Source organism: Microcella sp. (assembly GCF_019739195.1).
Taxonomy (GTDB): domain Bacteria; phylum Actinomycetota; class Actinomycetes; order Actinomycetales; family Microbacteriaceae; genus Microcella.
In genome coordinates this window covers 2,211,948-2,237,476 of the sequence record NZ_JAHHDS010000003.1, presented here as the reverse complement: position 1 = coordinate 2,237,476, position 25,529 = coordinate 2,211,948, and the positions used below count along the sequence as shown (strand labels likewise).

The 25,529-nt window shown below is 68.9% G+C and carries 21 protein-coding genes; 5 read left to right on the top strand and 16 right to left on the bottom strand.

The features are described from left to right. Positions 1–9: 9 nt before the first annotated feature. Positions 10–783: a DUF1353 domain-containing protein gene (locus KL788_RS12545; protein WP_293172249.1), complete on the top strand. Its 774-nt coding sequence runs from the start codon at positions 10–12 to the stop codon at positions 781–783. Between the two features lie 76 nt (positions 784–859). On the opposite strand, the gene ilvC is transcribed toward KL788_RS12545, so the two are convergent. From ilvC to KL788_RS12485, 12 genes are all read right to left on the bottom strand, one after another. Continuing rightward, positions 860–1,885, bottom strand: coding sequence for a ketol-acid reductoisomerase (gene ilvC / locus KL788_RS12540; protein ID WP_293172246.1), 1,026 nt, complete (start codon positions 1,883–1,885; stop codon positions 860–862). 56 nt (positions 1,886–1,941) lie between these two features. Then, a complete protein-coding gene (gene ilvN / locus KL788_RS12535; protein WP_293172243.1) occupies positions 1,942–2,451 on the bottom strand; it encodes an acetolactate synthase small subunit in 510 nt (169 codons plus the stop codon). A gap of 5 nt (positions 2,452–2,456) precedes the next feature. Further along, positions 2,457–4,304, bottom strand: coding sequence for an acetolactate synthase large subunit (locus tag KL788_RS12530; protein ID WP_293172240.1), 1,848 nt, complete (start codon positions 4,302–4,304; stop codon positions 2,457–2,459). 55 nt (positions 4,305–4,359) lie between these two features. Further along, positions 4,360–6,054, bottom strand: a complete 1,695-nt coding sequence (gene ilvD / locus KL788_RS12525; RefSeq protein ID WP_293172237.1) for a dihydroxy-acid dehydratase — start codon at positions 6,052–6,054, stop codon at positions 4,360–4,362. 9 nt (positions 6,055–6,063) lie between these two features. Next, positions 6,064–6,528 (bottom strand): monovalent cation/H(+) antiporter subunit G, encoded by a 465-nt coding sequence (gene mnhG, locus KL788_RS12520; protein WP_293172234.1) that lies wholly within the window; start codon positions 6,526–6,528, stop codon positions 6,064–6,066. Continuing rightward, positions 6,525–6,818, bottom strand: a complete 294-nt coding sequence (locus tag KL788_RS12515; RefSeq protein ID WP_293172231.1) for a monovalent cation/H+ antiporter complex subunit F — start codon at positions 6,816–6,818, stop codon at positions 6,525–6,527. Before KL788_RS12515 ends, mnhG begins: the two co-directional genes overlap by 4 nt. Continuing rightward, positions 6,815–7,378 carry a Na+/H+ antiporter subunit E gene (locus KL788_RS12510; RefSeq protein WP_293172228.1) on the bottom strand — a complete coding sequence of 188 codons (564 nt, stop codon included), beginning with the start codon at positions 7,376–7,378 and terminating at the stop codon, positions 6,815–6,817. Before KL788_RS12510 ends, KL788_RS12515 begins: the two co-directional genes overlap by 4 nt. Beyond that, on the bottom strand, positions 7,375–8,949 hold the full coding sequence (locus KL788_RS12505; RefSeq protein ID WP_293172225.1) for a Na+/H+ antiporter subunit D: 1,575 nt from the start codon (positions 8,947–8,949) through the stop codon (positions 7,375–7,377). The genes KL788_RS12510 and KL788_RS12505 overlap by 4 nt, the downstream gene beginning before the upstream one ends. Further along, positions 8,946–9,413 carry a Na(+)/H(+) antiporter subunit C gene (locus tag KL788_RS12500; protein ID WP_293172222.1) on the bottom strand — a complete coding sequence of 156 codons (468 nt, stop codon included), beginning with the start codon at positions 9,411–9,413 and terminating at the stop codon, positions 8,946–8,948. The genes KL788_RS12505 and KL788_RS12500 overlap by 4 nt, the downstream gene beginning before the upstream one ends. Beyond that, a complete protein-coding gene (locus tag KL788_RS12495) occupies positions 9,410–12,364 on the bottom strand; it encodes a Na+/H+ antiporter subunit A (protein ID WP_293172219.1) in 2,955 nt (984 codons plus the stop codon). The genes KL788_RS12500 and KL788_RS12495 overlap by 4 nt, the downstream gene beginning before the upstream one ends. Before the next feature lie 156 nt (positions 12,365–12,520). Further along, positions 12,521–13,357: a trehalose-phosphatase gene (gene otsB, locus KL788_RS12490; RefSeq protein WP_293172216.1), complete on the bottom strand. Its 837-nt coding sequence runs from the start codon at positions 13,355–13,357 to the stop codon at positions 12,521–12,523. Beyond that, entirely contained in the window at positions 13,354–14,802 is a 1,449-nt protein-coding gene (locus tag KL788_RS12485; protein ID WP_293172213.1) for an alpha,alpha-trehalose-phosphate synthase (UDP-forming), read from the bottom strand. The genes otsB and KL788_RS12485 overlap by 4 nt, the downstream gene beginning before the upstream one ends. A 178-nt stretch (positions 14,803–14,980) precedes the next feature. On the opposite strand from KL788_RS12485, the gene KL788_RS12480 reads away from it, so the two are divergent. Next, positions 14,981–15,802, top strand: a complete 822-nt coding sequence (locus KL788_RS12480; RefSeq protein ID WP_293172210.1) for a sugar phosphate isomerase/epimerase family protein — start codon at positions 14,981–14,983, stop codon at positions 15,800–15,802. On the opposite strand, the gene KL788_RS12475 is transcribed toward KL788_RS12480, so the two are convergent. Genes KL788_RS12475 through KL788_RS12465 form a run of 3 tightly spaced genes read right to left on the bottom strand, consistent with a single transcriptional unit; the run spans position 15,799 to position 21,118 of the window. Then, complete coding sequence (locus tag KL788_RS12475; protein WP_293172207.1) at positions 15,799–17,646, bottom strand: YhgE/Pip family protein; 1,848 nt, start codon at positions 17,644–17,646, stop codon at positions 15,799–15,801. The genes KL788_RS12480 and KL788_RS12475 overlap by 4 nt on opposite strands. Then, a complete protein-coding gene (locus KL788_RS12470; protein ID WP_293172204.1) occupies positions 17,643–20,546 on the bottom strand; it encodes an MMPL family transporter in 2,904 nt (967 codons plus the stop codon). Before KL788_RS12470 ends, KL788_RS12475 begins: the two co-directional genes overlap by 4 nt. A gap of 14 nt (positions 20,547–20,560) precedes the next feature. After that, entirely contained in the window at positions 20,561–21,118 is a 558-nt protein-coding gene (locus KL788_RS12465) for a TetR/AcrR family transcriptional regulator (RefSeq protein ID WP_293172201.1), read from the bottom strand. Positions 21,119–21,253: 135 nt separating this feature from the next. Here KL788_RS12465 and KL788_RS12460 point away from each other — a divergent pair, with 135 nt between their 5' ends. From KL788_RS12460 to ppsA, 3 genes are all read left to right on the top strand, one after another. Further along, positions 21,254–21,451, top strand: a complete 198-nt coding sequence (locus tag KL788_RS12460) for a hypothetical protein (protein ID WP_293172198.1) — start codon at positions 21,254–21,256, stop codon at positions 21,449–21,451. A 107-nt stretch (positions 21,452–21,558) separates the two neighbouring features. Beyond that, positions 21,559–22,437, top strand: coding sequence for a pyruvate, water dikinase regulatory protein (locus KL788_RS12455; RefSeq protein WP_293172195.1), 879 nt, complete (start codon positions 21,559–21,561; stop codon positions 22,435–22,437). After that, on the top strand, positions 22,434–24,806 hold the full coding sequence (gene ppsA / locus KL788_RS12450; protein ID WP_293172192.1) for a phosphoenolpyruvate synthase: 2,373 nt from the start codon (positions 22,434–22,436) through the stop codon (positions 24,804–24,806). Before KL788_RS12455 ends, ppsA begins: the two co-directional genes overlap by 4 nt. 74 nt (positions 24,807–24,880) lie before the next feature. Here ppsA and KL788_RS12445 read toward each other — a convergent pair whose 3' ends face one another. Beyond that, complete coding sequence (locus KL788_RS12445; protein ID WP_293172189.1) at positions 24,881–25,513, bottom strand: LysE family translocator; 633 nt, start codon at positions 25,511–25,513, stop codon at positions 24,881–24,883. Positions 25,514–25,529 lie beyond the last annotated feature (16 nt).

Sequence of the window (25,529 nt, the reverse complement as noted above, 5' to 3'; positions counted from 1 at the left end):
GGTGATCACGTGCCATTTCTCACGACCGCGGGCGATCCGTTGAGCGCTCTGCCGCTCGTCTACCGTCGAGGGCGAGACTTTCAGGTCGCCGCCGACTTCGTCTACCTCAACCCGCGCGACGGCACCACTACGCGTGTGCCCGCGCACCAGCTCGACCTGCCGCCGCACAGCGGCAACAGCACCGACTTCGCCTCGGTGCCGCCGTTCTTGTGGGGGCTCATCGCCAATTACGGCACCCAGACGCTGCCCGCGATCATGCACGACTCGCTCGTGGGGCAGCTGCTGCGTGAGCCTGAAGAGCAGCGGCTCGCTCTGCGGCGCGACGCCGATGAACTCTTCCGCGTCGCGCTCATCGACAACGGGGTGCACCGGCTGCGCGCTCGCGTCATGTGGGCCGCCGTCGGGCTCGAGAGCTGGTGGCGGCACGGCCGCGGCTTGGGGCGGGTATTGATCGCCCAGGTCGCGGGCGGCACCCTCGCCGTGGTCGCCTCCGTGGCGCTCGGTGTCGCCCTCTCGCCCTGGTGGTTCGCTCTCGCGCTCGCCCCGGTGGCTCTCGCGGTGCTCTGGGGCCGCACCGCAGGGCTGGTCAGTGCTGCCACGTACCTGGCAGCGCTCTACGCACCGCTCATTCTCGGAGCGTTTCTGGCCTCGCACGTCGAGAACGCCATCGCGATGGTCGTCTGGCTCGCCACCGGGTGCAAGGGCCCCCGGCCGCGCGCTGAACCGACGGTCGCGTGGAAAGAGGAGTACGCCCCGGAGCGTGCTGCTCCGGGGCCCCGCTGAACCTCAGCGCCCAGCGCTGCCGACGTGCTGATGCGCTCGCGCATCAGCACCAGCAAGCACGGCGTTCGCGTGGATGTCAGCGCGCAGCGCTGCCATCCACGTAGTCGGTGTCGGTCTGCTTCCAGGCGAAGAGCGCCCGCAGCTTGCGACCGGTCTCTTCGATGGGGTGCTGCTCGCCCTTGCGACGCAGCTCCATGAACTCGACGGCCCCAGCATCCTGGTCGTCGATGAAGCGCTTTGCGAAGGCACCCGACTGAATGTCGGCGAGCACGCCCTTCATGTTCTCTTTCACGCTCGCGTCGAGCACGCGCGGGCCCGAGACGTAGTCGCCGTACTCGGCCGTGTCGCTGACGCTCCAGCGCTGTTTCGCGATGCCGCCCTCCCACATGAGGTCGACGATGAGCTTGAGCTCGTGCAGCACCTCGAAGTAGGCGATCTCGGGCTGGTAGCCGGCTTCGGTCAGCACCTCGAAGCCGTACTGCACGAGCTGCGAGGTACCGCCGCAGAGCACGGCCTGCTCGCCGAACAGGTCGGTCTCGGTCTCTTCGGTGAACGTGGTCTTGATGACGCCCGCCCGCGTGCCGCCGATGGCCTTGGCGTACGACAGCGCGAGATCCCAGGCGTGGCCGGTCGCGTCGCGCTCGACGGCGATGATGTCGGGAATACCGCGACCCGCGACGAACTCGCGCCGCACGGTGTGGCCAGGCGCCTTCGGGGCGACAAGGATCACGTCGACGCCCTCGGGTGCGTCGATGTAGCCGAAGCGGATGTTGAAGCCGTGCGCGAAGGCGAGGGTCTTGCCGGCCACGAGCTTGTCTTTGATGCTCTCGCTGTAGATCGAGCGCTGGTGCTGATCGGGCGCGAGGATCATGATGACGTCGGCCCACTCGGCCGCGTCGGCGACCGTCATGACGCTGAAGCCGTCATCGGTGGCCTTCTGAATCGACTTCGAGCCCGCCTTGAGGGCGATCGACACCGAGACGCCGCTGTCGCGCAGGTTCTGGGCGTGGGCGTGGCCCTGCGAGCCGTAGCCGACGATCGCGACCTTCTTGCCCTGGATGAGCGCGAGGTCGGCGTCGTTGTCGTAGTAGATCTCGGTCACGAGGTGTTCTCCTTGATGGTGGGGTGGGTGGCTGATGCCAGGTCTGGGGTGCGCGTTCAGCTCTTGAGCACGCGCTCGCTGATGCTCTTCGACCCGCGGCCGATGGCCACGAGGCCCGACTGCGCGATCTCTTTGACACCGTAGGGCTCGAGCACCCTGAGCAGGGCCTCGACCTTAGCGGTGTCGCCCGTCACCTCGATGACGAGCGAGTCGGTGGCGACGTCGACGACGCGGGCCCGGAACAGGTTCGCGGCCTCGAGAATCTGCGACCGCGTCGTGTTGTCGACGCGCACCTTGACAAGCAGGTGCTCACGCTGCACCGAACTCGCCGAGTCAAGCTCGACGATCTTGAGCACGTTGATGAGCTTGTTGAGCTGCTTGGTGATCTGCTCGAGGGGCAGACCTTCGACCTCGACGACGACCGTGATGCGCGAGAGACCTTCGATCTCGGTCGTGCCGACGGCGAGCGAACGGATGTTGAAGCCGCGCCGCGCGAAGAGGCCGGCGACGCGCGTGAGCAGGCCGGGCTTGTCTTCGACGAGCAGAGAGAGCACGTGATACGTCATGGCGGTTACTCCTCGTCCCACTCGGGCGCGTGGTCGCGCGCGTACTGCACCGACGAGTTGCCGACGCCCTGGGGCACCATGGGCCACACCATCGCGTCACGGCTGACGATGAAGTCGATGACGACCGGGCGGTCGTTCGTCTCCATCGCGAGCCTGATCGCGGGCTCCACCTCGTCGGGCTGCGTCACGCGGATTCCGAGAGCGCCGTAGGCCTCGGCGAGCTTGACGAAGTCGGGCACCATGCGGGTCTCTTCACCCGCGCGGGTCGACCCCGTCTCGAGGTCGGTGAACGAGTGGCGGCCGTCGTAGAACAGCGTCTGCCACTGCCGCACCATGCCGAGCGACGAGTTGTTGATGATCGCCACCTTGATCGGAATGCTGTTGATCGTGCAGGTCGCGAGCTCTTGGTTCGTCATCTGGAAGCAGCCGTCGCCGTCGATCGCCCACACCAGCCGGTCGGGCTGGGCGACCTTGGCACCCATTGCCGCCGGAACGGCGTAGCCCATCGTGCCGGCGCCGCCCGAGTTGAGCCACGCACCGGGGCGCTCGTACTCGATGAACTGCGCCGCCCACATCTGGTGCTGACCCACGCCGGCGGCGTAGACCGCCTCGGGGCCAGAGAGCTTACCGATCGCCTCGATGACCGCCTGCGGCGCGAGCAGACCGTCGTCGGGGTCATCGACATAACCGAGCGGGTACTGCGCGCGCAGCGTCTCGAGGCGCTTCCACCAGTCGGTCGTGTCGGGCTTCTGCTGCGCTGCCGCCGCCTCGAAGGCGGGCAGCAGATCGAGCAGCACCTCGCGGGCATCCCCCACGATCGGCACGTCGGCGTGCCGGATCTTGCCGATCTCGGCGGGGTCGATGTCGATGTGGATGACCTTCGCACCGGGAGCGAACTCGCTCACCTTGCCCGTCACGCGGTCATCGAAGCGCGAGCCGAGCGCGATGAGCAGGTCGCTCTCTTGCAGGGCGAGAACAGCCGGAACCGTGCCGTGCATGCCCGGCATGCCCAGGTTCTGGCGGTGCGAGTCGGGGAAGGCCCCGCGGGCCATGAGCGTCGTCACAACGGGCGCGCCGGTCTTTTCGGCGAAAGCCAGCAGCTCTCGGCTCGCACCCGAACGCACGACGCCGCCTCCGACGTACAGCACGGGCTTGCGCGCCTCGACGATCATCTGGGCCGCGGCCTGAATCTGCTTGCCGTGCGCCTTGGTCACGGGGCGGTACCCGGGCAGGTCGACCTTCGGCGGCCAGATGAATGGCGCCGACTTCTGCTGCGCGTCTTTCGTGACGTCGACGAGCACCGGGCCAGGGCGGCCGGTCGTGGCGATGTGCACAGCGGCAGCGATGACTCCCGGCACGTCGGCCGGGTCGGTCACGAGGAACGAGTGCTTCGTGATGGGCATCGTGATGCCGGTGATGTCGACCTCTTGGAAGGCGTCGGTGCCCATCGAGCTCGAGAACACCTGGCCGGTGATCGCGAGCAGGGGCACGGAGTCCATGTGAGCATCCGCGATCGCCGTGACGAGGTTCGTCGCGCCGGGGCCCGACGTCGCAATGCACACGCCAAGGCGGCCGCTCGCGGCAGCGTAGCCCTCAGCCGCGTGGCCCGCACCCTGCTCGTGGCGCACGAGGATGTGGCGGATCGCCGTCGAGGCCATGAGCTCGTCGTAAAAAGGCATGATCGCGCCGCCGGGCAGGCCGAAGACGTCGGTGACGCCGAGCTTCTCGAGCGAGGCCAGAATGGCGCCCGAGCCCGTCAGCATCGGCGGCTCGGCGGCGCTCTTCGCCGCGCGAGCGGAGGCCTTCGGCGCAGGGGCCGACGGTGTGGTCACGGGGGTCGATTCCGTGGTCATGAGATGAGTGTCCTAGCGAGAGGTCGGTGATCGAAAGCGGAAAGCCCGCAGCTGTCTACCCGGTGACGGCTCCTTGCGCGGCAGAGCGCACGAGCTTCGAGTACTTGGCGAGAACGCCACGGGTATAGCGCGGGGGCAGGGGCGCCCAGTCGGTGCGGCGCGCCTCAAGCTCGTCTGCGTCGACCAGTAGGTCGAGGGAGCGAGCAGCGATATCAACCCGGATCAGATCACCATCGCGCACGAAGGCGATAGGACCAGCGTCTACCGCTTCGGGAGCTATATGGCCGATGCACAGTCCGGTTGTGCCGCCTGAGAATCGACCGTCGGTCAAGAGTAATACATCTTTGCCGAGCCCAGCGCCCTTGATGGCGGCCGTGATCGCGAGCATCTCGCGCATGCCGGGGCCGCCCTTGGGCCCCTCGTAACGGATGACGACGACATCGCCCGCCGAGATCTCACCGTTGGTCAGGGCATCCATCGCCGCGCGCTCGCGCTCGAAGACGCGGGCCGGGCCCTCAAAGACGGCCGCATCGAAGCCGGCCGTCTTGACGACCGCACCCTCGGGGGCGAACGAGCCGTGCAAGATGGTGATGCCGCCCGTGGCATGAATCGGGTTGTCGAGCGAGCGCAGCACGTCGCCGTCGAGCGGGTCGGGGTTCAGCTCGGCCAGGTTCTCGGCCATCGTCTTGCCCGTGACGGTCATGACATCGCCGTGCAGCAGCCCGGCATCGAGAAGCGCCTTGAGCAGCACGGGCAGGCCGCCCTGCCGGTCGACGTCGTTCATGACGTACCGACCGAACGGCTTGAGGTCGCCGATGTGCGGAACCTTGCTGCCGATGCGGTTGAAGTCATCGAGCGTGAACGGCACCTCGGCCTCGTTCGCGATCGCCAGCAGGTGCAGCACGACGTTGGTCGAGCCGCCGAGCGCCATCGCGACCGTGACGGCGTTCTCGAGCGCCTCGCGCGTGACGATCTGGCGCGCCGTGATGCCCTTATTCAGCAGGTTGACGACGGCCTCGCCACTGCGGTGAGCGTACATGTCGCGGCGGCGATCGTACGACGCGGGGCTCGCCGAACCCGGAAGGCTCAACCCGAGCGCCTCGGCCACGCTCGCCATCGTGTTCGCGGTGTACATGCCGCCGCAGGCACCTTCGCCCGGAGCGAAGGCGCACTCGATGCGGTGGGCGTCTTCGGCCGACATCTTGCCCGCTTTGACGGCGCCGACAGCCTCGAAGCTGTCGATGATCGTGATCTCTTTCTCGGTGCCGTCGCTGAGCTTGACCCAGCCCGGAGCGATGGAGCCCGCATAGAGGAAGACGCTCGCGAGGTCGAGGCGCACGGCGGCCATGAGCATGCCGGGAATCGACTTGTCGCAACCGGCGAGCAGCACCGAGCCGTCGAGCCGTTCGGCCTGCATGACGGTCTCGACCGAGTCGGCGATGACTTCGCGGCTCACGAGCGAGAAGTGCATGCCCTCGTGACCCATCGAGATGCCGTCGCTCACGCTCACGGTGCCGAACTGCAGCGGGTAGCCGCCGCCGGCGTGCACGCCCTCTTTCGCGGCCTGCGCGAGGCGGCCGAGCGAGAGGTTGCAGGGGGTGATCTCGTTCCACGAACTCGCGATGCCGATCTGGGCCTTGCCCCAGTCGTCATCGCCCATGCCCACAGCGCGCAGCATGCCGCGCGAGGTGGTGGCTTCGATTCCGTCAGTGACGACGCGGGAACGGGGCTTGTGGTCGGCCTTCGACATGGCTCGAGTCTACGGCCCGCCCTGCTGACGCTGCGCCGTGCCCGACTCGTCGTCGAAGCCTCCGCCCGGCAGGTCTGACTTGCCTGCGGCCGCGACATCCGGGGCGAGCTCGTCGACCGCGAGGGTGTCGGGGTCGTAGTCGCCCGCTCGGTACCCCGCGCGACCCACCATGTGGGCCGAGATCGGCGCCGTGAGCAGCTGGAACACGATGACGGGAATCAGCAGCAGCAGAACAACCCAACTTCGCACGCTGAGCGCGATCGCCACGACGACGAGAATGACGCCGAGAATCTGCGGCTTGGTGGCCGCGTGCAGGCGCGCGAGAGCATCCGGAAACCTGATGAGCCCAATGGCCGCGGCGAGAGTCAGGAACGCGGCGAGAAGAATGAAGACGGCAGCGACGGCATCGAGAATCGTCGCGACGGGCTCGCTGTCGACGAAGGTCGTGGATGTTCGCATCAGGTCGGCGATCACAGCTCTCCCTCTCCGCCCGAGGCTGAGGTCGACGGCGCGCGCTGCACGAACCGGGCGACCGAGACGCTGCCGAGAATGCCGATCACGGCGAGCACGACCATGAGCGGAATCGTGCGCGTGTGGCCATTGATGGCCATCTCGGCGCCCACGACGATGATGAGCGTCGTCAGCAGCACGTCAGAGGCGATGACGCGGTCGACGAGCGACGGCCCGACGACGACGCGATAGAGCAGCAGCAGCCCGGCGATGGCGAGCATGCCGCCGGCGACGTAGAGCACGATGTCGATCATGAGCGCGCCGCCTGCCACTCGTCGCGCGAGCCCCACGCCCGCAGCAGGTCGTGCTCGAGGCTCAGCACGTGCGCGCGCGCCTTCTCGAGCTCGTCGGGAGTGCGCGCGTTGAGCTGGTGCACATAGAGCCGCGCATTTGTGCGGTCGACCTCGATGACGAGCGAACCCGGAACGAGCGAGACGGCGAGCGAGACCCCGGTCATGATGAAGTCGGATCGGGTGCGCAGATCGATGCGCAGAATCGCGCTGCGCGGCACCGGAGTAGCGGCGAAGGCCTGCAGGGCCACCTGAAACGAGGCGATCGCGAGTTCGCCCAAGAACCGGCCCAGGAAGACGGCGAACCAGAACGGGTTGAACCGTCCGGAGAGTTCGACCGGCGGCAGGTAGAACGCGCGGGTGACGGCGATCGCGACCATGATGCCCGTCACGATCGTGAGGGGGGTCAGCGAGCCCCACAGCAGCATCCACAGCAGTACGAGCGCGACGAGCAGAGGCAGCTGCTCGACGAACGACGCGCGACGCGAGGGCTCGCTGACGACGGCGACAGAGTTGTCGGTCATTCGGCGACCCCCTCTTCGAATTCGGGGAACAGCAGCTGAATGTAGGGCTCGGGGCCATCGAGGTTCTGCGCGGCACGGTCGGAGATCGCGTAGAGCGGCCCCGCGAAGATCGTGAGGGCGACGCCCACCGCGACCATGGCGCCCGTGCTGAGAGTCATGAGTCGGGGCGTCGCCCTGGTGACCGCGATCGAGCCGGTCGTCAGGGGCGCCTCTTCGACGGTGCGCAGCAGTCGCGTCTCGTCGCCTTCCACATCGCCCGCGGGCCGCCAGAAGGCGAGGTTCCAGACGCGCACGAGCGCGTAGAGGGTGAGCAGCGAGACGAGTGCTCCCGCGCCGATGAGGATGTAAGCGAGCGCATCGCCCTGCTCGGCCGCGGCCTGGAAGAGGCCGAGCTTGCCGATGAAGCCTGAGAACGGCGGAATGCCACCGAGGTTGAGGGCAGGGATGAAGAACAGCACGGCGACGATCGGAGCACTCGCCAAGAGCCCGCCGATCTTCGTGATGGAGGTGCTGCCGGCCTCGCGCTCGACGAGCCCCGCTGCGAGGAAGAGCGTGGTCTGCACGACGATGTGATGCACGATGTAGAAGATCGCCGCCGCGGTGCCCGCGACCGTGCCGAGCGCGACGCCGAGAATCATGTAGCCGATGTGGCTCACGAGCGTAAACGACAGGATGCGCTTGATATCGGCCTGGGCGACGGCGCCGAGTGCGCCCACCACCAGGGTCAGCAGGGCGAGCACCATGAGAGCCGGGTTGAGCTCGGGGCTCGGGAAGATGACCGTCTCGACCCGGATGATCGCGTAGACGCCGATCTTGGTGAGCAGGCCCGCGAAGGCCGCCGTGACGGGTGCGGGCGCGCTCGGATAGCTGTCGGGCAGCCAGAACGAGAGCGGGAACACGGCGGCCTTGATGCCGAAGGCGACGAGCAGCATGACGTGCAGCAAGATCTGCACGTCGATCGGCAGCTCTTGCACGCGCTGCGCGACCTGAGCCAGGTTGACGGTGCCGAGCGCTCCGTAGACCATGCCGATCGCAGCGAGGAACAAGATGGACGACAGCAGGCTGACGATGACATAGGTGACACCGGCGCGAATGCGCGACTCGGTGCCCCCGAGCGTGATGAGCACGTAGCTCGCCACGAGCAAGATCTCGAAGCCCACGTAGAGGTTGAAGAGGTCGCCGGCGATGAACGCCACCATGACGCCCGTGGTGAGAATCAGGTAGGTCGGGTAGTAGATCGACACGGGCGTCTCGTCGTCACCGTCGGCGAGACCCTGCCCGATCGAGAAGATCAGCACGGCGAGCAGCACGACGGCCGAGACCACGATCATGAGCGCCGAGAGCCGGTCGACGATGAGCACGATGCCGAACGGCGCCTGCCAGTTGCCGGCCTCGACCACGATCGGCGAACCGGTGTCGACGGCGATCAGCAGAGCGATACCGATTGCGAGCACGGCGACGAGCGAGAGTGCGGCGACGATGCGCTGCGGCCGGGCTCGACGCCCGAGCACGAGGGTCAGCGCCGCGCCGAGCAGCGGCACGAGCACGACGAGGGGCACGAGGGCGGTCATCGCTGCTCCTCCCCCGCGGTCGAGGTCGGGATGACGGTGTCGTCGGGCTCGACGGGGAAGTCGGTGCCGCCGTCGTCGGGCGCGGGCTCTTCGACCGGCATCGAGAAGGCGCCCTCGCGCAGGGCGACGTCGTCGGCGTCGTCCGAGACGTCGTCGGCGTTCGCGAGCCGCCATGACCGGTAGATGAGGGCGAGCAAGAAGGCCGAGACGGCGAACGTGATGACGATCGCGGTGAGGATGAGGGCCTGCGGCAGCGGGTCGGTGTACTCGTCGGGCGCCACGCCGTCGGCGACGATCGGGGCGATGCCCGGTCGGCCCGCCATGATGAGAATCAGCAGGTTGACTCCGTTGCCGATGAGCAAGAAGCCGAGCACGACGCGCGTGAGGCTGCGTTCGAGCAGCAGGTACACGCCACTGGCGATGAGCGCCGCCATGACGACGACGAGCACGAGTGAGACGGTCATCGCGTGGCCTCCCTCTGAGCGCGGGCGCGCGCGGCGAGCGCGGGCGGCGCCTGCTCATCGCCGCCCTGCCGATCGACCTCGGCGCCGAGACTGCGCAGCACGTCGAGCACGAGCCCGATCACGATGAGGTAGACGCCGATGTCGAAGATGGTCGAGGTGACGAACTCGATCTCGCCCAGCAGCCAGACGTCGGCCTCCCAGTAGGTAGAGGTGAGCGGCGGCGCCCCGAAGAACACGGGCACGAGCGCGGCGCCCGCGGCGATGATGAGTCCCGTGCCGAGCACGGCACCCGCGCCGACCGGCAAGGCGACCCCGAGCTCGTAGCGTCCACCAGCGAGATAGCGCCCGACGAGGGCCAGGCCCGCGACGAGGCCGCCCACGAACCCGCCGCCCGGCAGGTTGTGGCCGGCGAACAGCAGGTAGAGCGACAAGACGACGATGGCGTGGAAGGTGAGGCGCACGACCACTTCGAGCAAGATGGATCGGTGGCGCGGGTCGAGCGTGGGCCCGGCGAGAATCCAGGCATTGCGGCGCTCGCCCTCGGCGCCCAGCTCGCGCACCCGCTCGAGCTTCGAGGCGATGCGGTTCTTGATGACTGAGCGGCCGATGCGGGTCGGGGTGTCGCCGCGGTCGCGCAAGAAGAGCAGGCTCGCGACTCCCGTCGCAGCAGCGATGACGACGGCGAGCTCACCGAGGGTGTCCCACCCGCGCAGGTCGACGAGCGCGACGTTGACGATGTTGCGGCCGTGCCCTTGCACGAAGGCCAACTCGGGCCACGCCAGCGAGATGGGCTCGGCGATGCGCGAGCCGGCCGCGATGAGGGCGACGAGCGCCATGACGACGCCGACGCTGATGGCGATCACGGCACGCAGCGCTTTGTGCGTGCTGCCGTGCCGGTCGCCGAGTTTGGCCGGAAGGCGCCGCAGCACGAGCACGAACGCGATGAGGGTCACGATCTCGACGAGAATCTGCGTGATGGCGAGATCGGGCGCGCCCTGCAGGGCGAAGAGCGCCGACATGCCGAAGCCCGTGACACCGACGATCACGAGCGCCGCGAACCGCTTTTGCGCCTGGGTGGCGGCGATGGCCGCACCAATCATGACGGCCCCGATGGCGAGCTGTGCGGGCTGATCCCAGGCGCGCAGCTCGGTCGGCCAGCTGTCGCCGGTCACGAGACCCGCCGTGATGACTCCGACGAAGACCACGAGAATGACGCCGAGGTAGAACGACAGCGACCCGCGCTGCGTGAGGCTCGTCACCTTGGCGGCGAAGCGGTCGACGGCACTCATGGTGTCCCAATAGGCGTCCGAGGCGTTCAGGCCCGTCGACAGTCGAGCCTGCACGCGCGCAACACGAGTGCGCAGCACGAACAGCACGGCTCCCCCGACGATCGTGATCGCCGAGAGCCCGAGCGCCGGAGCGAAGCCGTGCCAGAGCGCGAGCGCGTACGGCTCTTCGCCGACGAAGGGGAACAGAGCCGGGTACCCCGCCAGGCCAGTGTTGACGAAGCCTGCGAGCGGGCCCAGCGCGAGGCTCGTCACCGCGAGCACGGCAGGTGCGAAGAGGAACAGTCGGCTGACGGTCGCGAGCGCTGTGACGTCGTCCACGTCGGGTTTGCGCGCGAATGCGCCCCAGAAGAACCTCAGGCTGTATGCCACGGTGAGCACGGAGCCGACCAGCACACCGACAACGGCGATGGTCCCCCACAGCTGGCCGTTCGCGCCGAGCTGCTCACCGCCGCGGCCGGCAGCGGCCTCGAGCAGGGCGTGCAGCACCGTTTCTTTGGCGACGAACCCGAAGAGCGGAGGCACGCCCGCCATCGAGGCGAGAGCGAGCCCCGCGATAACGGCGAGAACGGGCGACCGCCTCCCTAATCCCGATAGCTTGCGCAGGTCGCGGGTTCCTGCTTCGTGGTCGATGATGCCGACGACGAGAAACAGGGCGGCCTTGAAGAGTGCGTGACCGAGTAGCAGCGCGATCGCCGCGAGAGCGCTGTCACGGGTTCCGAAGCTGGCGACGACCGTGAGAAAGCCCAACTGACTGACCGTGCCGTACGCGAGCAGCAGCTTGAGGTCGGTCTGCTTGAGCGCGACCCACCCACCGAGCAGCATCGTGGCGAGCCCGAGCACGACGAGCACTTCGCGCCATCCCGGCACCTCGACGAAGGCGGGCGCGAGCCGTGCGAGCAGGTAGATGCCCGCTTTGACCATCGCCGCGGCATGCAGGTAAGCGCTGACCGGAGTCGGTGCGGCCATGGCGCCCGGCAACCAGAAGTGCAGCGGCACGATCGCCGACTTCGAGAGCGCGCCGACGAGCACGAGATATACGGCCACCGTCGTGAGGGTGGTCGCCGGGGTCGTCGCCAGAATCACCGAGAGACTCGACGAGTCGGCTTGCACGGCCAGCAGCACGAGGCCGACGAGCATGACGAGGCCGCCGAGGGTCGTGGTGATGAGAGCCTGCAGGGCCGCGCCACGACTCGCCTTGCGGTGGGTGTAGTGCCCGATGAGCAGGTACGAGAAGACGCTCGTGGCCTCCCAGAAGACGAAGAGCAGGTAGACGTCGTCGGCGACCACGAGCCCGTACATCGCCCCAGCGAACGCGAGCAGCACGGCGGCGAACCGCCCTAAGCCCTTCTCGTCGTCTCGAAAGTACGACCCGCAGTAGAACAGCACGAGACTGCCGATGCCCGTGATGATGAGAGCGAGCACCCACGACAGGGTGTCCATGCGAACGTCAAGGGTGAACTGCAGCTGAGCGATGTAGGTGACCTGCTCAAACGGCAGCTGCTTCGCGTCGCCGCTCAGCACCGCGGGTGCCTGCAGCAGGGTGTGCACGAAGGCACCCAGCGAGACGAGCGCGGCGACCCAGAAGACCCGAGTGCCCATGACGCGCGCCAAGAACGGCAGAGCCATGGCGGCCAGCCCGAACACCGTCAGGACGGCGAGCATGCGTCCTCCCTCGGTGTCGGTGTGTCGGCAAGGGGGTAGGGCGTCACGGCGTGGTCGCCGGATGTGTTCATCTTACTGAGCGAGACCCGTGACGTTTCCGAGTGCGGGTGGCCGCCATCGAGGAATCACTCACACTCCAGGAGCGGCGACCCCAACTCAGGCGCTCTGCCGCGCATCGGCGAGCGCCGCGAGCACGAGCACAAGCTGCTGCGGGCTTCTCACCCGCCACGGCGCGACGGTCGAAGCATCACCGACCTTGATGCCGACATCGCCGGGCTCGAGCGCTGCGAGCGCGTCTTCGTCGGTCACGTCGTCTCCCGCGAAGAGCACGGCGTCGGGCCGCAGCCTCGATCGCAGCGCGCGCAGGCCATCGCCCTTCGTGGCATCGCGCACGGCGAACTCGACGACGTTCTTGCCATCGCGCACCGTGAGCCCGGCATCGAGTGCGGCAGCCGCCTCGCGCACGGCGGCCTGCAGGGCGGCCGCAGCATCCGTCTCGACCACGCGAGTGTGCACGGCGAAACCCGCGGGCTTATGCTCGATCCAGGCACCCTCGACCGCGTCGACCAGGGGCGAGAGCACGTCGAGCAGCGCCTCGACCCGCGCACGATCGGCAGCGTCAACAGCGGGAACCTCGTCGCCCGGCGCGAGGCGCAACTCGAGACCGTGCGAGCCGATCATCGCGGCTGTCACGCTCGGCGGCACCACGACGTCGAGGCTCGCGAGCGACCGGCCAGAGACGAAGGCGATCGTGACGCCCGGTGCCCGCTGCAGGGCCTCGAGCTGCTCCACCGCAGCGGGCAGCGCCCGTGCCTCGTCGGGCACGTCGACCTCGGGCGCGAGCGTGCCGTCGAAGTCGAGCGCAATGAGCACAGTCTCACGAGCGGCGAACCGTCGCAGCTCAGCGACGAGACCGGCGTCGAGCGGGCGTACGGGTGCGCTGCCGTCGCGGGGCTCGTTCATCGGGCGCTCGCTCATCGGGCGCTCGCTCATCGGGCATCAGAGTGGTGGTTCGCGTGCCGCAGCGTGTCGAGAAAACTCTGCGACCAGCGCGCCACATCGTTGTCGACCAGCCGGCGACGCAGAGCGCGCATCCGTGTCGTGCGTTCCCGCTGCGGCATGCGCATCGCCTGCAGCATCGATTCTTTGAGCCCGTCGATGTCGTGCGGATTGACGAGCAGGGCGTTCTTGAGCTCGTCGGCCGCCCCCGCGAACTCGCTCAGCAGCAACACGCCGTCTTCGTCGTGTCGGCACGCGACGTACTCTTTCGCGACGAGGTTCATGCCGTCGCGCAGAGCCGTGACGAGCATGACGTCGGCGGCGAGGTAGAGCGCGACCATCTCTTCGCGCGGGTAGCCGTGGTGCAGGTACGACACAACCGGATGGCTGATGGTCGCGTAAGTGCCGTTGAGTCGACCGACCGTGAGCTCGATCTCGTCGCGCAGCTGCATGTAGGCGGCGACCCGCTCGCGGCTCGGGCTCGCCACCTGCACGAGCACGGTCTCTCCGGGCTTCGTCGCGCCGTCACGCAGCAGCTCGCCGAACGCCTTCAGACGATGACGGATGCCCTTCGTGTAGTCGAGGCGGTCGACGCCGAGCATGATCGTGCTCGGGTTGCCGAGATCGTCGCGGATCTGTTGCGCGCGCGCCTGCACATCGGGGCGTCGCGCGAGCTCTTCGAAGCTCGCCACGTCGATCGAGATCGGAAATGCCTTGGCGATGACGCTGCGGTGGCCGCTCGGACCGTCGGGCACGTGGATCTCGGGAGTGCGCGTGGCGTAGCCGAACAGTCGGCGCACGGCTCGAGAGAAGTTGCCGGCGTCGGCGACGCGCTGGAAGCCGATGACATCGGCGCCCAAAAGCCCCTCGATGACCTGCTTGCGCCACGGCAGCTGCGCGTAGATGCCGTAGGGCGGAAACGGGATGTGGTTGAAGAACCCGATCGTCAGGTCGGGCCGCTGCTCGCGCAGCATCTTCGGCACGAGCTGCAGCTGATAGTCCTGCACCCAGACGGTCGCGCCGGGTGCGGCAATGCGCGCGCTCGCATCGGCGAACCTCTGGTTCACCGACACATAGGCATCCCACCACTCGCGATGGAAGCTCGGGGGCGCAATGACGTCGTGGTAGAGCGGCCACAGCGTGTCGTTGCTGAATCCCTCGTAATACTGTTCGATCTCGCCGGGGCTCAGCGGCACGGGCACAAGGTAGGTGCCGTTGTCGGTGAACGGCGCCAGCTGAAGGTCGGGCTTGCCAGCCCAGCCGACCCACGCGCCCTCTGACGCTTTCATGACGGGTTCGAGCGCCGTGACGAGACCGCCGGGCGACCGCTGCCAGGTCTCGACGCCCTCGGCGTCGATGACGCGATCGACGGGCAGCCGGTTCGAGACGACGATGAAGTCGTACTGCGCGTGCTCGTCGCTACGTGAGTCAGAGGTCATGTCGCTCGTGCGTCTCCTGGTGGGAAATCGTCGGGGCGGGGCCGCCGCGAGCCACCGTATCAGCCGAATCTCAGAGGCTTTTCAGGAAAGAGCCGGTCGACGCGGGTTCGAAAGCACGTCACGCAGCGTTCACTCCGGCCTCTCGGGAGTGCGCACAGCGGCGACGTACAGTGTCCTCGTGATCAGCATCGGAATGGGAACCACGAGCGTCTTGCCTCGTCGCCTGCACGACGCCTTCCGCCTCGCCGCCGACGCCGGCTTCGATGGCGTCGAGATCATGGTGACGAGCGACCCCGATACGCGTGACCCTCGCGTCATCGGCGCACTCAGTGAGCGATACGGGATGCCCGTGCTGAGCATCCACGCCCCCGTTCTGGTCTTGACCGCCTTCGTCTACGGCCTCGACCCGCACGTGAAGCTCGACCGCAGCATCGCGCTCGCGCAGCGGGTCGGAGCATCGACCGTGGTGGTGCACCCGCCGTTTCGGTGGCAAATGCTTGCCGCCCGCCGCTTCGAGGCCTCGGTACGTGAGCTCGAAGCGCGGCACGGGGTGACCGTCGCCGTCGAGAACATGTTTCCTGTCACGGTGCGCGGCCGAGACCGCGAGGCCTACGCCCCGAGTTGGAACCCCGGCGACCTTGCCATCGATGCGCTGACGCTCGACTTCTCGCACGCCGCACTCGCCGGCGTGAGCGCGCTCGACCTGGCGCGGCAGTGGGGCGACCGACTGCGGCACGTGCACTTGTGCGACGGCTCGTCGACCGAGCCCAACGACCGAGTCTTCGACGAGCACCTGCTGCCCGGGCACGGCGCTCAGCCCGTCGCCGAGGTGCTGCGATCGTTGGCCGACCGCGACTTCGACGGCGCGATCGTCGCCGAGATCAACACCCGCTCGTGCGCCAACGACGACGACGCGCGCGTCGAGCTGCTGCGTGAGACCGTGCGGTTCGCGCGCGAGCACACGGCCCCGTTGTCGGTCGACGCGCCGCGCGAGCGCTAGGCGGTCACGACCGCGGGCGCGAACGCGTCGAGCGCATCGCGGCGACGCGATCGGCCCGCCGCGAGGCGCGCGACCGCGAGCGAGACGAGACCGAGCAGCACCATCACCCCGAACGCGGCGACGATGCGCGACGGCTCGCCGCCCGCGAAGAGCGCCTGCAGGCCGTCGACCGCGTAGGTCAGCGGCAGCACCGCGCTCAGCGCCGGAAAGGGATCGGCGAGAGCCGCGATCGGCACGATGCCGCCGGTCGCGACGAGCTGCACGGCGAGCAGCAGCAGCGACACCACGAGGCCCGCGCGCCCGAGCGCCAAGGTGAGCGCCGCGTGCAGCGCCGTGAACGCGAGCGCGATGGCGCTCGTCAGGGCGAGGGTCGCCGGCATCAGCATCCAGTCGACGCCGCTCACCAAGTGCACCAGCAGGGTGACGAGCGCCGCTTGGGCGAGCGCGATGAGCGAGGCTCGGCCGAGCGAACGGCGCACGATCGTGCCGCCCGCCGCCGACGTGCCGATGACGCCGCGCGCAGCGGGGCGCAGGGCGAGGAAGGTCGCGAGCGCGCCGATCCACAGACCGACCGGCACGAGGGTCTCGGCGATCACCGATCCCACGCCGTCGACCTCGTTACTGCGGCTCGCGTCGACGATGACCGGCTCGGTCGCGATCGCGCTGTCTCCCGCTTCAGGAATCTCAGCGGCACCCGTTGCGAGTCCGGTCGCAAGCTCGTCGGCACCGTCGGCGAGCGACACGGCGCCCGCGGTGACCTGGTCGGTGCCCGAGGCGAGGCTGCCGAGGCCCGAGGCAAGTGACGAGGCTCCCCCACGCAGTTCGGCTCCCCCGGCCGCGAGCGCCGCGGCCCCGCTCGCGCTCTGCGCGATGCCCGACTGGAGGCCGTCGAGCGCACCGTTCAGCTGCGGCACCACGGCGCCCGCGGTGCCCGCGAGCACCTGCGCGTCACCGAGCGCGGCCTGGAACGCCGCCTTGTCGGCATCGCTGAGGTCGGAGGCGGCGATGGCCGGCGCGAGCGCGGCCAGGCTGCCGGCGACCGCGCCCGACTGCGGCACGAGACCGCCCGCCGCCTGCTGCAGCGGGTCGAGCTGGTTCGCGCCCGCCTTCAGCTCGGCGAGCCCCGATGAGAGGGCGCTGACACCGTTGGTGTAGTCGCGCACGCCGTTCGAGAGCGAACGGGCGCCGCTCGCCGAGGCCGAGGCGCCGTCGCTCAGGTCGCTCAAGCCAACGCTGAGATCGGTCGCGCCGTCGCCCAGCTGGGTCGCGCCGTCGGCGGCCTGCTCGAGCGCGGTGCCGAGCTCGCCGAGGCCCGTCGTGAGCCCGTCGAGGTACTGCGCCGTGATCGCGGCGCCGAACTGCTGCGCGAGGCCGCTGCCGACGGACTGCACGACAGCGCCGGCGAGATAGCTGTGCGCGTCGTCGGTCTCGATCGCCAATCGCGCCTGCACGGGGTCGGGTGTGCCGATCGTCAGCAGCGACTCTGAGAACGTCGGCGGAATGGTCAGCACGGCGTAGACGTCGCCGCGGGCCAGAGCGGCCTCGGCCTCGTCGGCGTTCGTGACCGTCCAGTCGAAACCGTCGGCATCGGGGGCCGTGAGCTCGGTGACCAGCTGCCGGCCCGCGAAGACCAGTTGCTCGTCGCCGTTCGCGTCGGTGGTCGTGATGAGCGTGTCGTCATTGACGACGGCAGCGGGGATGCGCTCAAGCGCGTCGGAATCGCTGCCGACGGCGGCGAGCGCGAGGCCGACAAGGGCGAGCGGCACGACGACCGCCGCGGCGAGCGTGAGCCAGCGGCGGAGGCCGCGCCGTGAGCTGCGGGAGGTGCCGGGGGTCGAGGTCATGAGACGTCGCTCCTGTCTGCGAGGGCGGGTCGAAGGTCGCTGTCGGTCGAGGTGCCGATCGAGCCCGGCACTGCGTCGAGCACGATCGTGGTCGCGGCAGTCGAGGCGACAGAGCCGGGCTCGCGCCCCCAGACACGCACGACCGAGGGCGGTGCGAGTCGCTGCACGAGCGCGTCGGCGAGGTCGATGTCGGCGGCACTGAGCGCGTCGTCACGGTGGTCGAGCACGATCACGGCGGTGGCGTCGAGTGTGGCGACGGCCGCGAGCACGAGCGCCCGTCGGCGCGCGTCGAGCGCGACGACGCCGCTCTCGGGGTCGCGGATCGCCTGGGCGTCGACGCCGAGCGCGTCGACCGTCGCCGCGAGTCTGCCGAGCCAGCGGCGCACGCGACGGGGGGCGCGAGGGTATCCGGCAGCCAGAGCCATGCGCTCGCTCACGAGCGCGCCGATCGTCACCGAGGGCGCGAGCCGGTCGCCGCTCACATCGACGAGGGTGACCCGACGCGAGGCACGACCCGCCTCGGAGGGCAGCACAGCGTCGGAGATGACCGCGCGCCCACCGGCGATCGGCAGGTAGCCCGCGAGGGTCGCGCCGACGAGTCGCCGCGTGGCGGCATCGCCGACGAGGTCGATGCGCGAGCCGGGCCCCGCGACGACGTCGAGGCGGGCATCCGACCCCGACAGTCGCAGCCCCTCGGCGACGATGATGGAGTCGCCCTGCAGTGCCGCCCATTCGCGGTGATCGCGGTGGTGCCGCAGCTTCTCGCCCTCGACGTCGAGGTCGGGCAGCAGCCGGTCGAGCACGCGCGGAAACCACCAGCCGGCGCGACCGAACAGCGTCATGAGGGCAGGGCCGAGCGTCATGCGCACGATGAAGGCATCGATCGCGATGCCCACGGCGAGGCTCAGGGCGATGGGCTTGATGAGCCCCGCGCCTTCGGGCACGAACGAGGCGAAGACGAAGAACATGATGAGCGCTGCCGCTGTGACGACGCGCGCGCCGTTCGCGAAGCCGTCTTCGATCGACGTGCGCGGGTCGCCCGTGCGCACGAACTCTTCGCGCATGCCCGAGACGAGAAACACCTCGTAGTCCATCGCGAGGCCGAAGAGCACTGCCATGAGGATGATCGGCATGAAGCTCAAGATCGGGCCGGGCTCGGCGTGCAGCAGCTCTGCGCCCCAGCCCCACTGGAAGACGGCGACCGTAATGCCCATCGCACTGCCGACCGAGAGCAGAAAGCCCAGCGCGGCCTTGACGGGAACGAGCACCGATCGGAACACCGCCATGAGCAGAATCACCGAGAGCCCGACGACGACGAGACCGAACGGCACGAGCGCGTTCGTGAGCCGTGTCGAGATGTCGATGCCGATCGCTGTGACGCCCGTGACGGCCAGCGGCGTGCCGAACTCGGCTTCGATCGACGGCGCGAGCTCGCGCAGGTCGGCAACGACGAGCTTGGTGGCGGGGTCGTCGGGTGCGGTCTCGGGAGCAACCTGGAAGATCGCCGTCTCGAGGCCCGGTGACGGGATGCCCGGGCTCACGCTCGCGACCCCGTCGACCCCCTCGAGCTCAGCACGGATGTCGGCGAGGTCGTCGAGAATATCGGTCGTCTGCGTGATGTCGAGGGTCACGAGCAGCGGACCCGCAGTGCCGGGGCCGAAGCCCTCGGCGATGAGGTCGTAGGCCTCGCGCTGCGTCGAGCCAGCAGGCTCGCTGCCGCCGTCGGGCAGATTGAGGTCGAGCGAGAACGCCGGAATCGAGAGCACGCCGAGCACAGCGACGACCGAGATCGTGGTGAGCACGGGGCGCTTCATGACGCCGCGCACCCAGCGTCGACCCATCGTCGGGCTGGTCGACGCCGTCGGGTGCGCACGCTTCCAGGCGCGCGAGCCCTCTTTCGGGGCGAGCTTCGCACCCGCGAGACCGAGCAGCGCGGGCAGCAGCGTGACCGCGCCCGCGATGGCGACGAGCACGGCGAGAGCCGCGCCGATGCCCATGACCGACAGGAAAGGCACGCCGACGACGAGCAGGCCGAGCAGCGCGATGATGACGGTCACCCCGGCGAACACGACGGCGCTGCCCGCTGTGCCGACGGCCACCGCGGCAGACTCGGGCGCATCCATGCCCCTCGCCAGTTGCCCTCGATGGCGCGACAAGATGAACAGGGCATAGTCGATGCCGACCGCGAGGCCGATCATGACCGCGAGCAGCGGCGCCGAGCTCGAGACCGGCAGCACGGCCGCGAGTGCCAGAATGCCGCCGATGACGATGCCGACGCCGATAAGTGCGGTGGCGAGAGGCATCCAGGCGGGCCGCAGCGAACCGAAGGTGATGATGAGCACCGCGCCCGCGAAGAGCACGCCGAGCACCTCGGTGATGGTCAGACCCACCGTCGTGTCTTGAAAGACCTGGCCGGCGAACTCGACGCGCGCGTCGATCGCATCAGCGGTTGCGATGAGTTCGTCGAGCGTGGATTCGCTGACGTCGCTCGACGCGCCCACCAGCTGCACGCGCACGAGAGCGATCGTCTCGTCGTCGCTGATCTGGTTGCTGGCGAACTCGTCGAACGGGCCGAGCACCGAGTCGACACCATCGACGGCCTCCAGCTCGCCGACGAGCACCGCGATCTCGTCGCGCAGGGCCTCATCTGTGACGCTCGCACCCTCGGGCGCGACGACGACGGCCTGCGCACTCGCCCCGGCAACGGCCGGAAACAGGGCGTTGAGCTGGTCGAGCGCCACTTGCGATTCGGTGCCCGGGATGCTGAAGGTCTCGTCGGTCTGCCCGCCGAGCCCGATTCCCGCACCGACGGCAGCCGCGAGCGCGAGCACCCAGACGATGATGACGAGTCGCGCGCGTCGGTATGAGAACCGGCCGAGCCGGTAGAGAAGCGTGGCCATGCGAGTAGGGCTCCTTAGCGGGCGGTGGATTCAGCGGGCACGAGCAGGTCGTGCAGAATCGTCAGGAGCGCGCCGCGCACCTCGTCGATCGGGATCTCGCCGCTGAGTCCCAGTCGCTCGGCGGCCGCCAGAGTGTAGGCGACGCCGCCGAAGGCCACGCCGAAGCGCAGCTTCTCCATCGTTGAACCGCTCGCGAGCCTGAATAGCTCGGCGACGCGGCGCATGCTCTCGGTGGCCCGATGCATGACGGGCACGTCATCGAGCGTGGCGCCCTGGTTGATCACCAGCGGCACGACCTCGCGATGCAGCAGCAGCAGGTCGACGAACTGCTCGACGAACTCCGCCCGGCGCAGTCCGCCGCCGTGCTCGATCGTCTCGATGAGGCGCTCCATGTCGTCGAGGGCCGGGCTGACGATGTCGGCCAGCAGCAGCTCTTTCGAGGCGAAGTGGTAGAGCACGCTCGCCTTTGACGTGCCCGCGAGATCGGCGATGCGCTGCAGCGAGGTCGCCGCGTAGCCGGAGGCGGCGAACTCGGCGAGCGCGATCGCGCGCAGGTCATCGTGAAGAGGCATGACTCGACGGTAGTTGACCAGGCGGTCAGACTCTGGCCGATCGGTCAGTTTCGTGGCTGGCTCTGGGGCACCGTTCAGACTTCGCCGCCCGCCGTGCCCAGCCGATAGCGTGGAGTCATCGACTCGGGAGGTCTCATGCGCAAGTTTCTGTTCAACGGCGCCGTCATCGGCGCGGCGTTCTCGGCGATCGGCGTCATCAACCAGACCCGCACCGGCCCGCGCGACTGGCGCCTTGCCCTCATGTGGGTGAGCTGGGGCATCAGTGTCGCCGTGGCCGTCGGCTCGGTCATCGAAGAGAGCCGCGAACGAGAGTTGCTCGAGCTCGAGGACTGAGCCCCTGCGACACCGCGCAGGACCAAAGGCCCCTGCGCTCGCGCACGTGGGCCCTCTAGCCTGAGAAGGCACCGGCGTCGACGCCGGATTCGCGTGGGGAGGGCCGCATGGGCAGCGCATCCATCCCTGCCCCGCGCGCCGTCTTCTTCGTCTCCGACGGCACCGCCATCACGGCCGAGACCCTCGGCAGCGCTCTGCTCGTGAGTTTTCCTGGCGTGCCCCTCGACCGACACACGATCCCCTTCGTCGACAGCGCCGATGCGGCTACTGAGGCGGTGGCCACGATCGCCGCGAAAGCCGGTGCTGCGCCGACGGATGCTCCGCCACTCGTCTTCACGACCATCCGAGATCTGGCCGTGCGCCAGCGCGTCGCTGCAGCGCCCGCGATCGTCATCGACCTGCTCGGCGGGCATCTGCGCGAGGTCGAGGCCGCGCTCGGTGTGAGTGCGCAGCCCGGCCGCGGCACCGTGCACAGCCTCGGCGATCTCGATCGCTACCACGACCGCATGTGGGCGATCGAGTACGCGATCGAGCACGACGACGGTCAGAGTCTGCGCGCCCTCGATCGGGCGCAGGTGATCCTCATCGCCCCGTCGCGCTGCGGCAAGACTCCGACCTCGATGTACCTCGCCCTGCAGCACGGTGTCGTCGTCGCCAACTATCCGCTCACCGACGACGACCTGCCATCAGGGGGCGGGCCGAGCGACGACCTGCCCCGGCCTTTGCGGCCCCACGCCGACCGGCTCTTCGGCCTCACTGCCAACCCGCAGCGACTCAGCGAGGTGCGCGCCGCCCGGCGTCCCGGGTCGGTCTATTCCTCGCTCCCCCAGTGCAGCCGAGAGGTGCGCTGGGCCGAAGACCTCTACCGGCGCCACGGCGTGCCGTACCTCGACTCGACCGACCGCTCGGTCGAAGAGATGGCCGCCGTGATTCTCGCCACACTGCGCCGCCGCGAGGCGGCCACCGACGACAGGAGCACCTCATGACCACGAACATCCTTTGGTTCGACGAACTCGGTATGGGCGACGTCGCCCAAGTGGGCGGCAAGAACGCGTCGCTCGGCGAGATGGTCAGCAAGCTCGAACCGCTCGGTGTGCGGGTACCGGGCGGCTTCGCGACGACGGCGGATGCTTATCACGACTTCCTCGCCGCTGGCGGGCTCTACGACCGCATCCTCGAGCTCGTGATGCCGCTCGACGTCACCGACGTCACCGCGCTGGCCCGAGTGGGCTCGACCATTCGGGGGTGGATCGAGCAGCAGGCGTTTCCGGCCGAGCTCGAGGCGAGCATCCGCGAGGCCTATCAGCGACTCATCTCTGACGACCCCGCGCCCGAGTCGGTGTCGTGGGCGGTGCGGTCGAGCGCGACCGCCGAAGACCTGCCCGATGCCTCGTTCGCCGGGCAGCAGGAGACGTACCTGAACATCAGCGGCATCGACAACCTGCTGCAGGCGATTCGTAGCGTCTTCGCCTCGCTCTTCAACGACCGCGCCATCGCCTATCGCGTGCACCACGGCTTCGCCCACGACGAGGTCGCGCTGTCGGCCGGCGTGCAGCGCATGATCCGCAGTGATGTGGGCGCCTCGGGGGTGATGTTCACGATTGATACCGAGTCGGGCTTCACCGACGCCGTCTTCATCACCTCGTCGTACGGCCTCGGCGAGGCGGTCGTGCAAGGGGCCGTGAACCCCGACGAGTTCTACGTCTACAAGCCGAGCACGCGCGCCGGCCGTGCGGCGATCTTGTCTCGAGCTCTCGGAGAGAAGGCAGTGAAGATGGTCTACGCGGGCGGCAGCAGCACCTCGACGAGCACCGTCTTCACCGACACCGAGCCCGCCGAGCGCACGCGCTTCAGCATCACCGATGCCGAGGTCGAAGAGCTCGCGCGCCACGCGCTGACGATCGAAGACCACTACGGCCGGGCGATGGACATCGAGTGGGCGCGCGACGGCATCGACGGAAAGCTCTACATCTTGCAGGCCCGGCCCGAGACGGTGGTGTCGCGGCGCAAAGGCCAGGTGCTGCAGCGATACGCACTGGGCGGGTCGGGCCCGTTGGTCATCGCCGGGCGTGCCATCGGCCAGAAGATCGGCGCCGGACCGGTGCGGGTGCTCACCTCGATCGACCGCATGAATGAGTTTCGGCAGGGCGACGTGCTCGTCGCCGACATGACCGACCCCGACTGGGAGCCGATCATGAAACTGGCCTCGGCCATCGTCACGAACCGCGGCGGCCGAACGTGTCACGCAGCGATCATCGCCCGCGAGCTCGGTATTCCCGCCGTCGTCGGCACCGGCACCGCGACGAGCGTCATGATCGACGAGCAGGAGGTCACCGTCTCGTGCGCCGAAGGCGATGAAGGGCGCGTCTACGAAGGGCTGCTGCCGTTCGAGATCATCGAGACCTCGCTCGAGGCCATGCCGCCGGTACCGACGAAGATCATGATGAACGTCGGCACCCCCGACCAGGCTTTCGCGTTCTCGCACCTGCCGAACCGCGGGGTGGGGCTCGCGCGGCTCGAGTTCATCATCAACCGTCAGGTGGGCATCCACCCCCGTGCCCTTCTCGAGCGCGACGCCTTGCCGGCCGACCTGCAGAAGGTGGTCGACGAGCACTGCGCCGCCTACCCGTCTCCGCGCGACTTCTTCGTGAGCCGGGTCGCCGAAGGTGTGTCGACGATCGCGGCGGCCTTCGCCCCTGAGCCCGTCATCGTGCGCCTCAGCGACTTCAAGTCGAACGAGTACGCGGGGCTCATCGGCGGCGATCGCTATGAGCCGCGCGAAGAGAACCCGATGCTCGGCTACCGAGGCGCTTCGCGCTACGTCTCTGACAACTTCGCCGAAGCGTTCGCCATGGAGTGCGAGGCCATGCGCCACGTGCGCGACGACATGGGGCTCACGAACGTCGAGCTCATGGTGCCGTTCGTGCGCACCGTCGCTGAGCTCGAGGCGGTGATCGAGGTGCTGGCGGCGAACGGACTGCGGCGCGGCGAAAACGGGCTGCGCATCATCATGATGTGCGAGATTCCGTCGAACGCGATCACCGCGGCGGCCTTTCTCGAGCACGTCGACGGCTTCTCGATCGGCTCGAACGACCTCACGCAGCTCACGCTCGGAGTCGACCGCGACTCGGCCCTCGTCGCCGGCTCGTTCGACGAGCGCGACCCGGCCGTGCTCGCCCTGCTCGAGCTCGCGATCGAGGGCTGCCGCGCAGCGGGCAAGTACGTCGGTATCTGCGGTCAAGGGCCGAGCGACCACCCCGATCTCGCCGACTGGCTCGTCGACCACGGCATCGAATCGATGTCGCTCAACCCCGACACCGTCGTCGAGACCTGGTTGCGGCTCGCGAAGCGCTAGGAGCGCGCCGACTGCGCTGTACCGTGCACGGCGCGCTACGAGCGCGCCGACTGCGCTCTCCCGTGCACGGCGCGCTAGGAGCGCGCCGTGACGGCCATGGCGCCGCCGAGGCCGATGAGCGCCGCGCCGCCCGTTGCGCGCATCCCGCTCATGCGGCGAGGGTTCGTCGCGAACCAGTCGCGCGCGGCGCCCGCGGCGAGCGCATAGACGCTGTCGCCCGCGACACCGAGCACGAGAAAGATCGCGCCGAGTTCGAGCATCTGCAGCACCGGGCTTCCCGCGCCCGGCACGACGAACTGCGGCAGGGCGGCCACGAAGAAGACGATTGTCTTGGGGTTGCTGATGCCCACCAGAAAGCTCTCGCGCAGCAGGCGAGCGGGCCGCGCCGACACGGCGGGCAGGTCTGCCCCCGACACGGCGTGGCGGTGGCGGATCGCCTGGATGCCCAGCCAGACGAGCACGAGCGCCCCCACGATCTTCAGCACCGTGAGCAGCATGACCGACTGTGCGACGAGCACGCCGAGCCCCGCGGCGACAGCGATGATCTGGATGGCGACTCCCGCCGCATTGCCGAGCACGCTCAGCAGCGCACCGCGCTTGCCGAGCACGAGCGCCCGACCCACGACGAACAGCACGCTCGGGCCGGGGATGGCGATGATGACGATTGCTGCGACGACGAAGGCAAGCAGCTCGGGGAGAGGAACCACGAGGGTGATCTTAGGC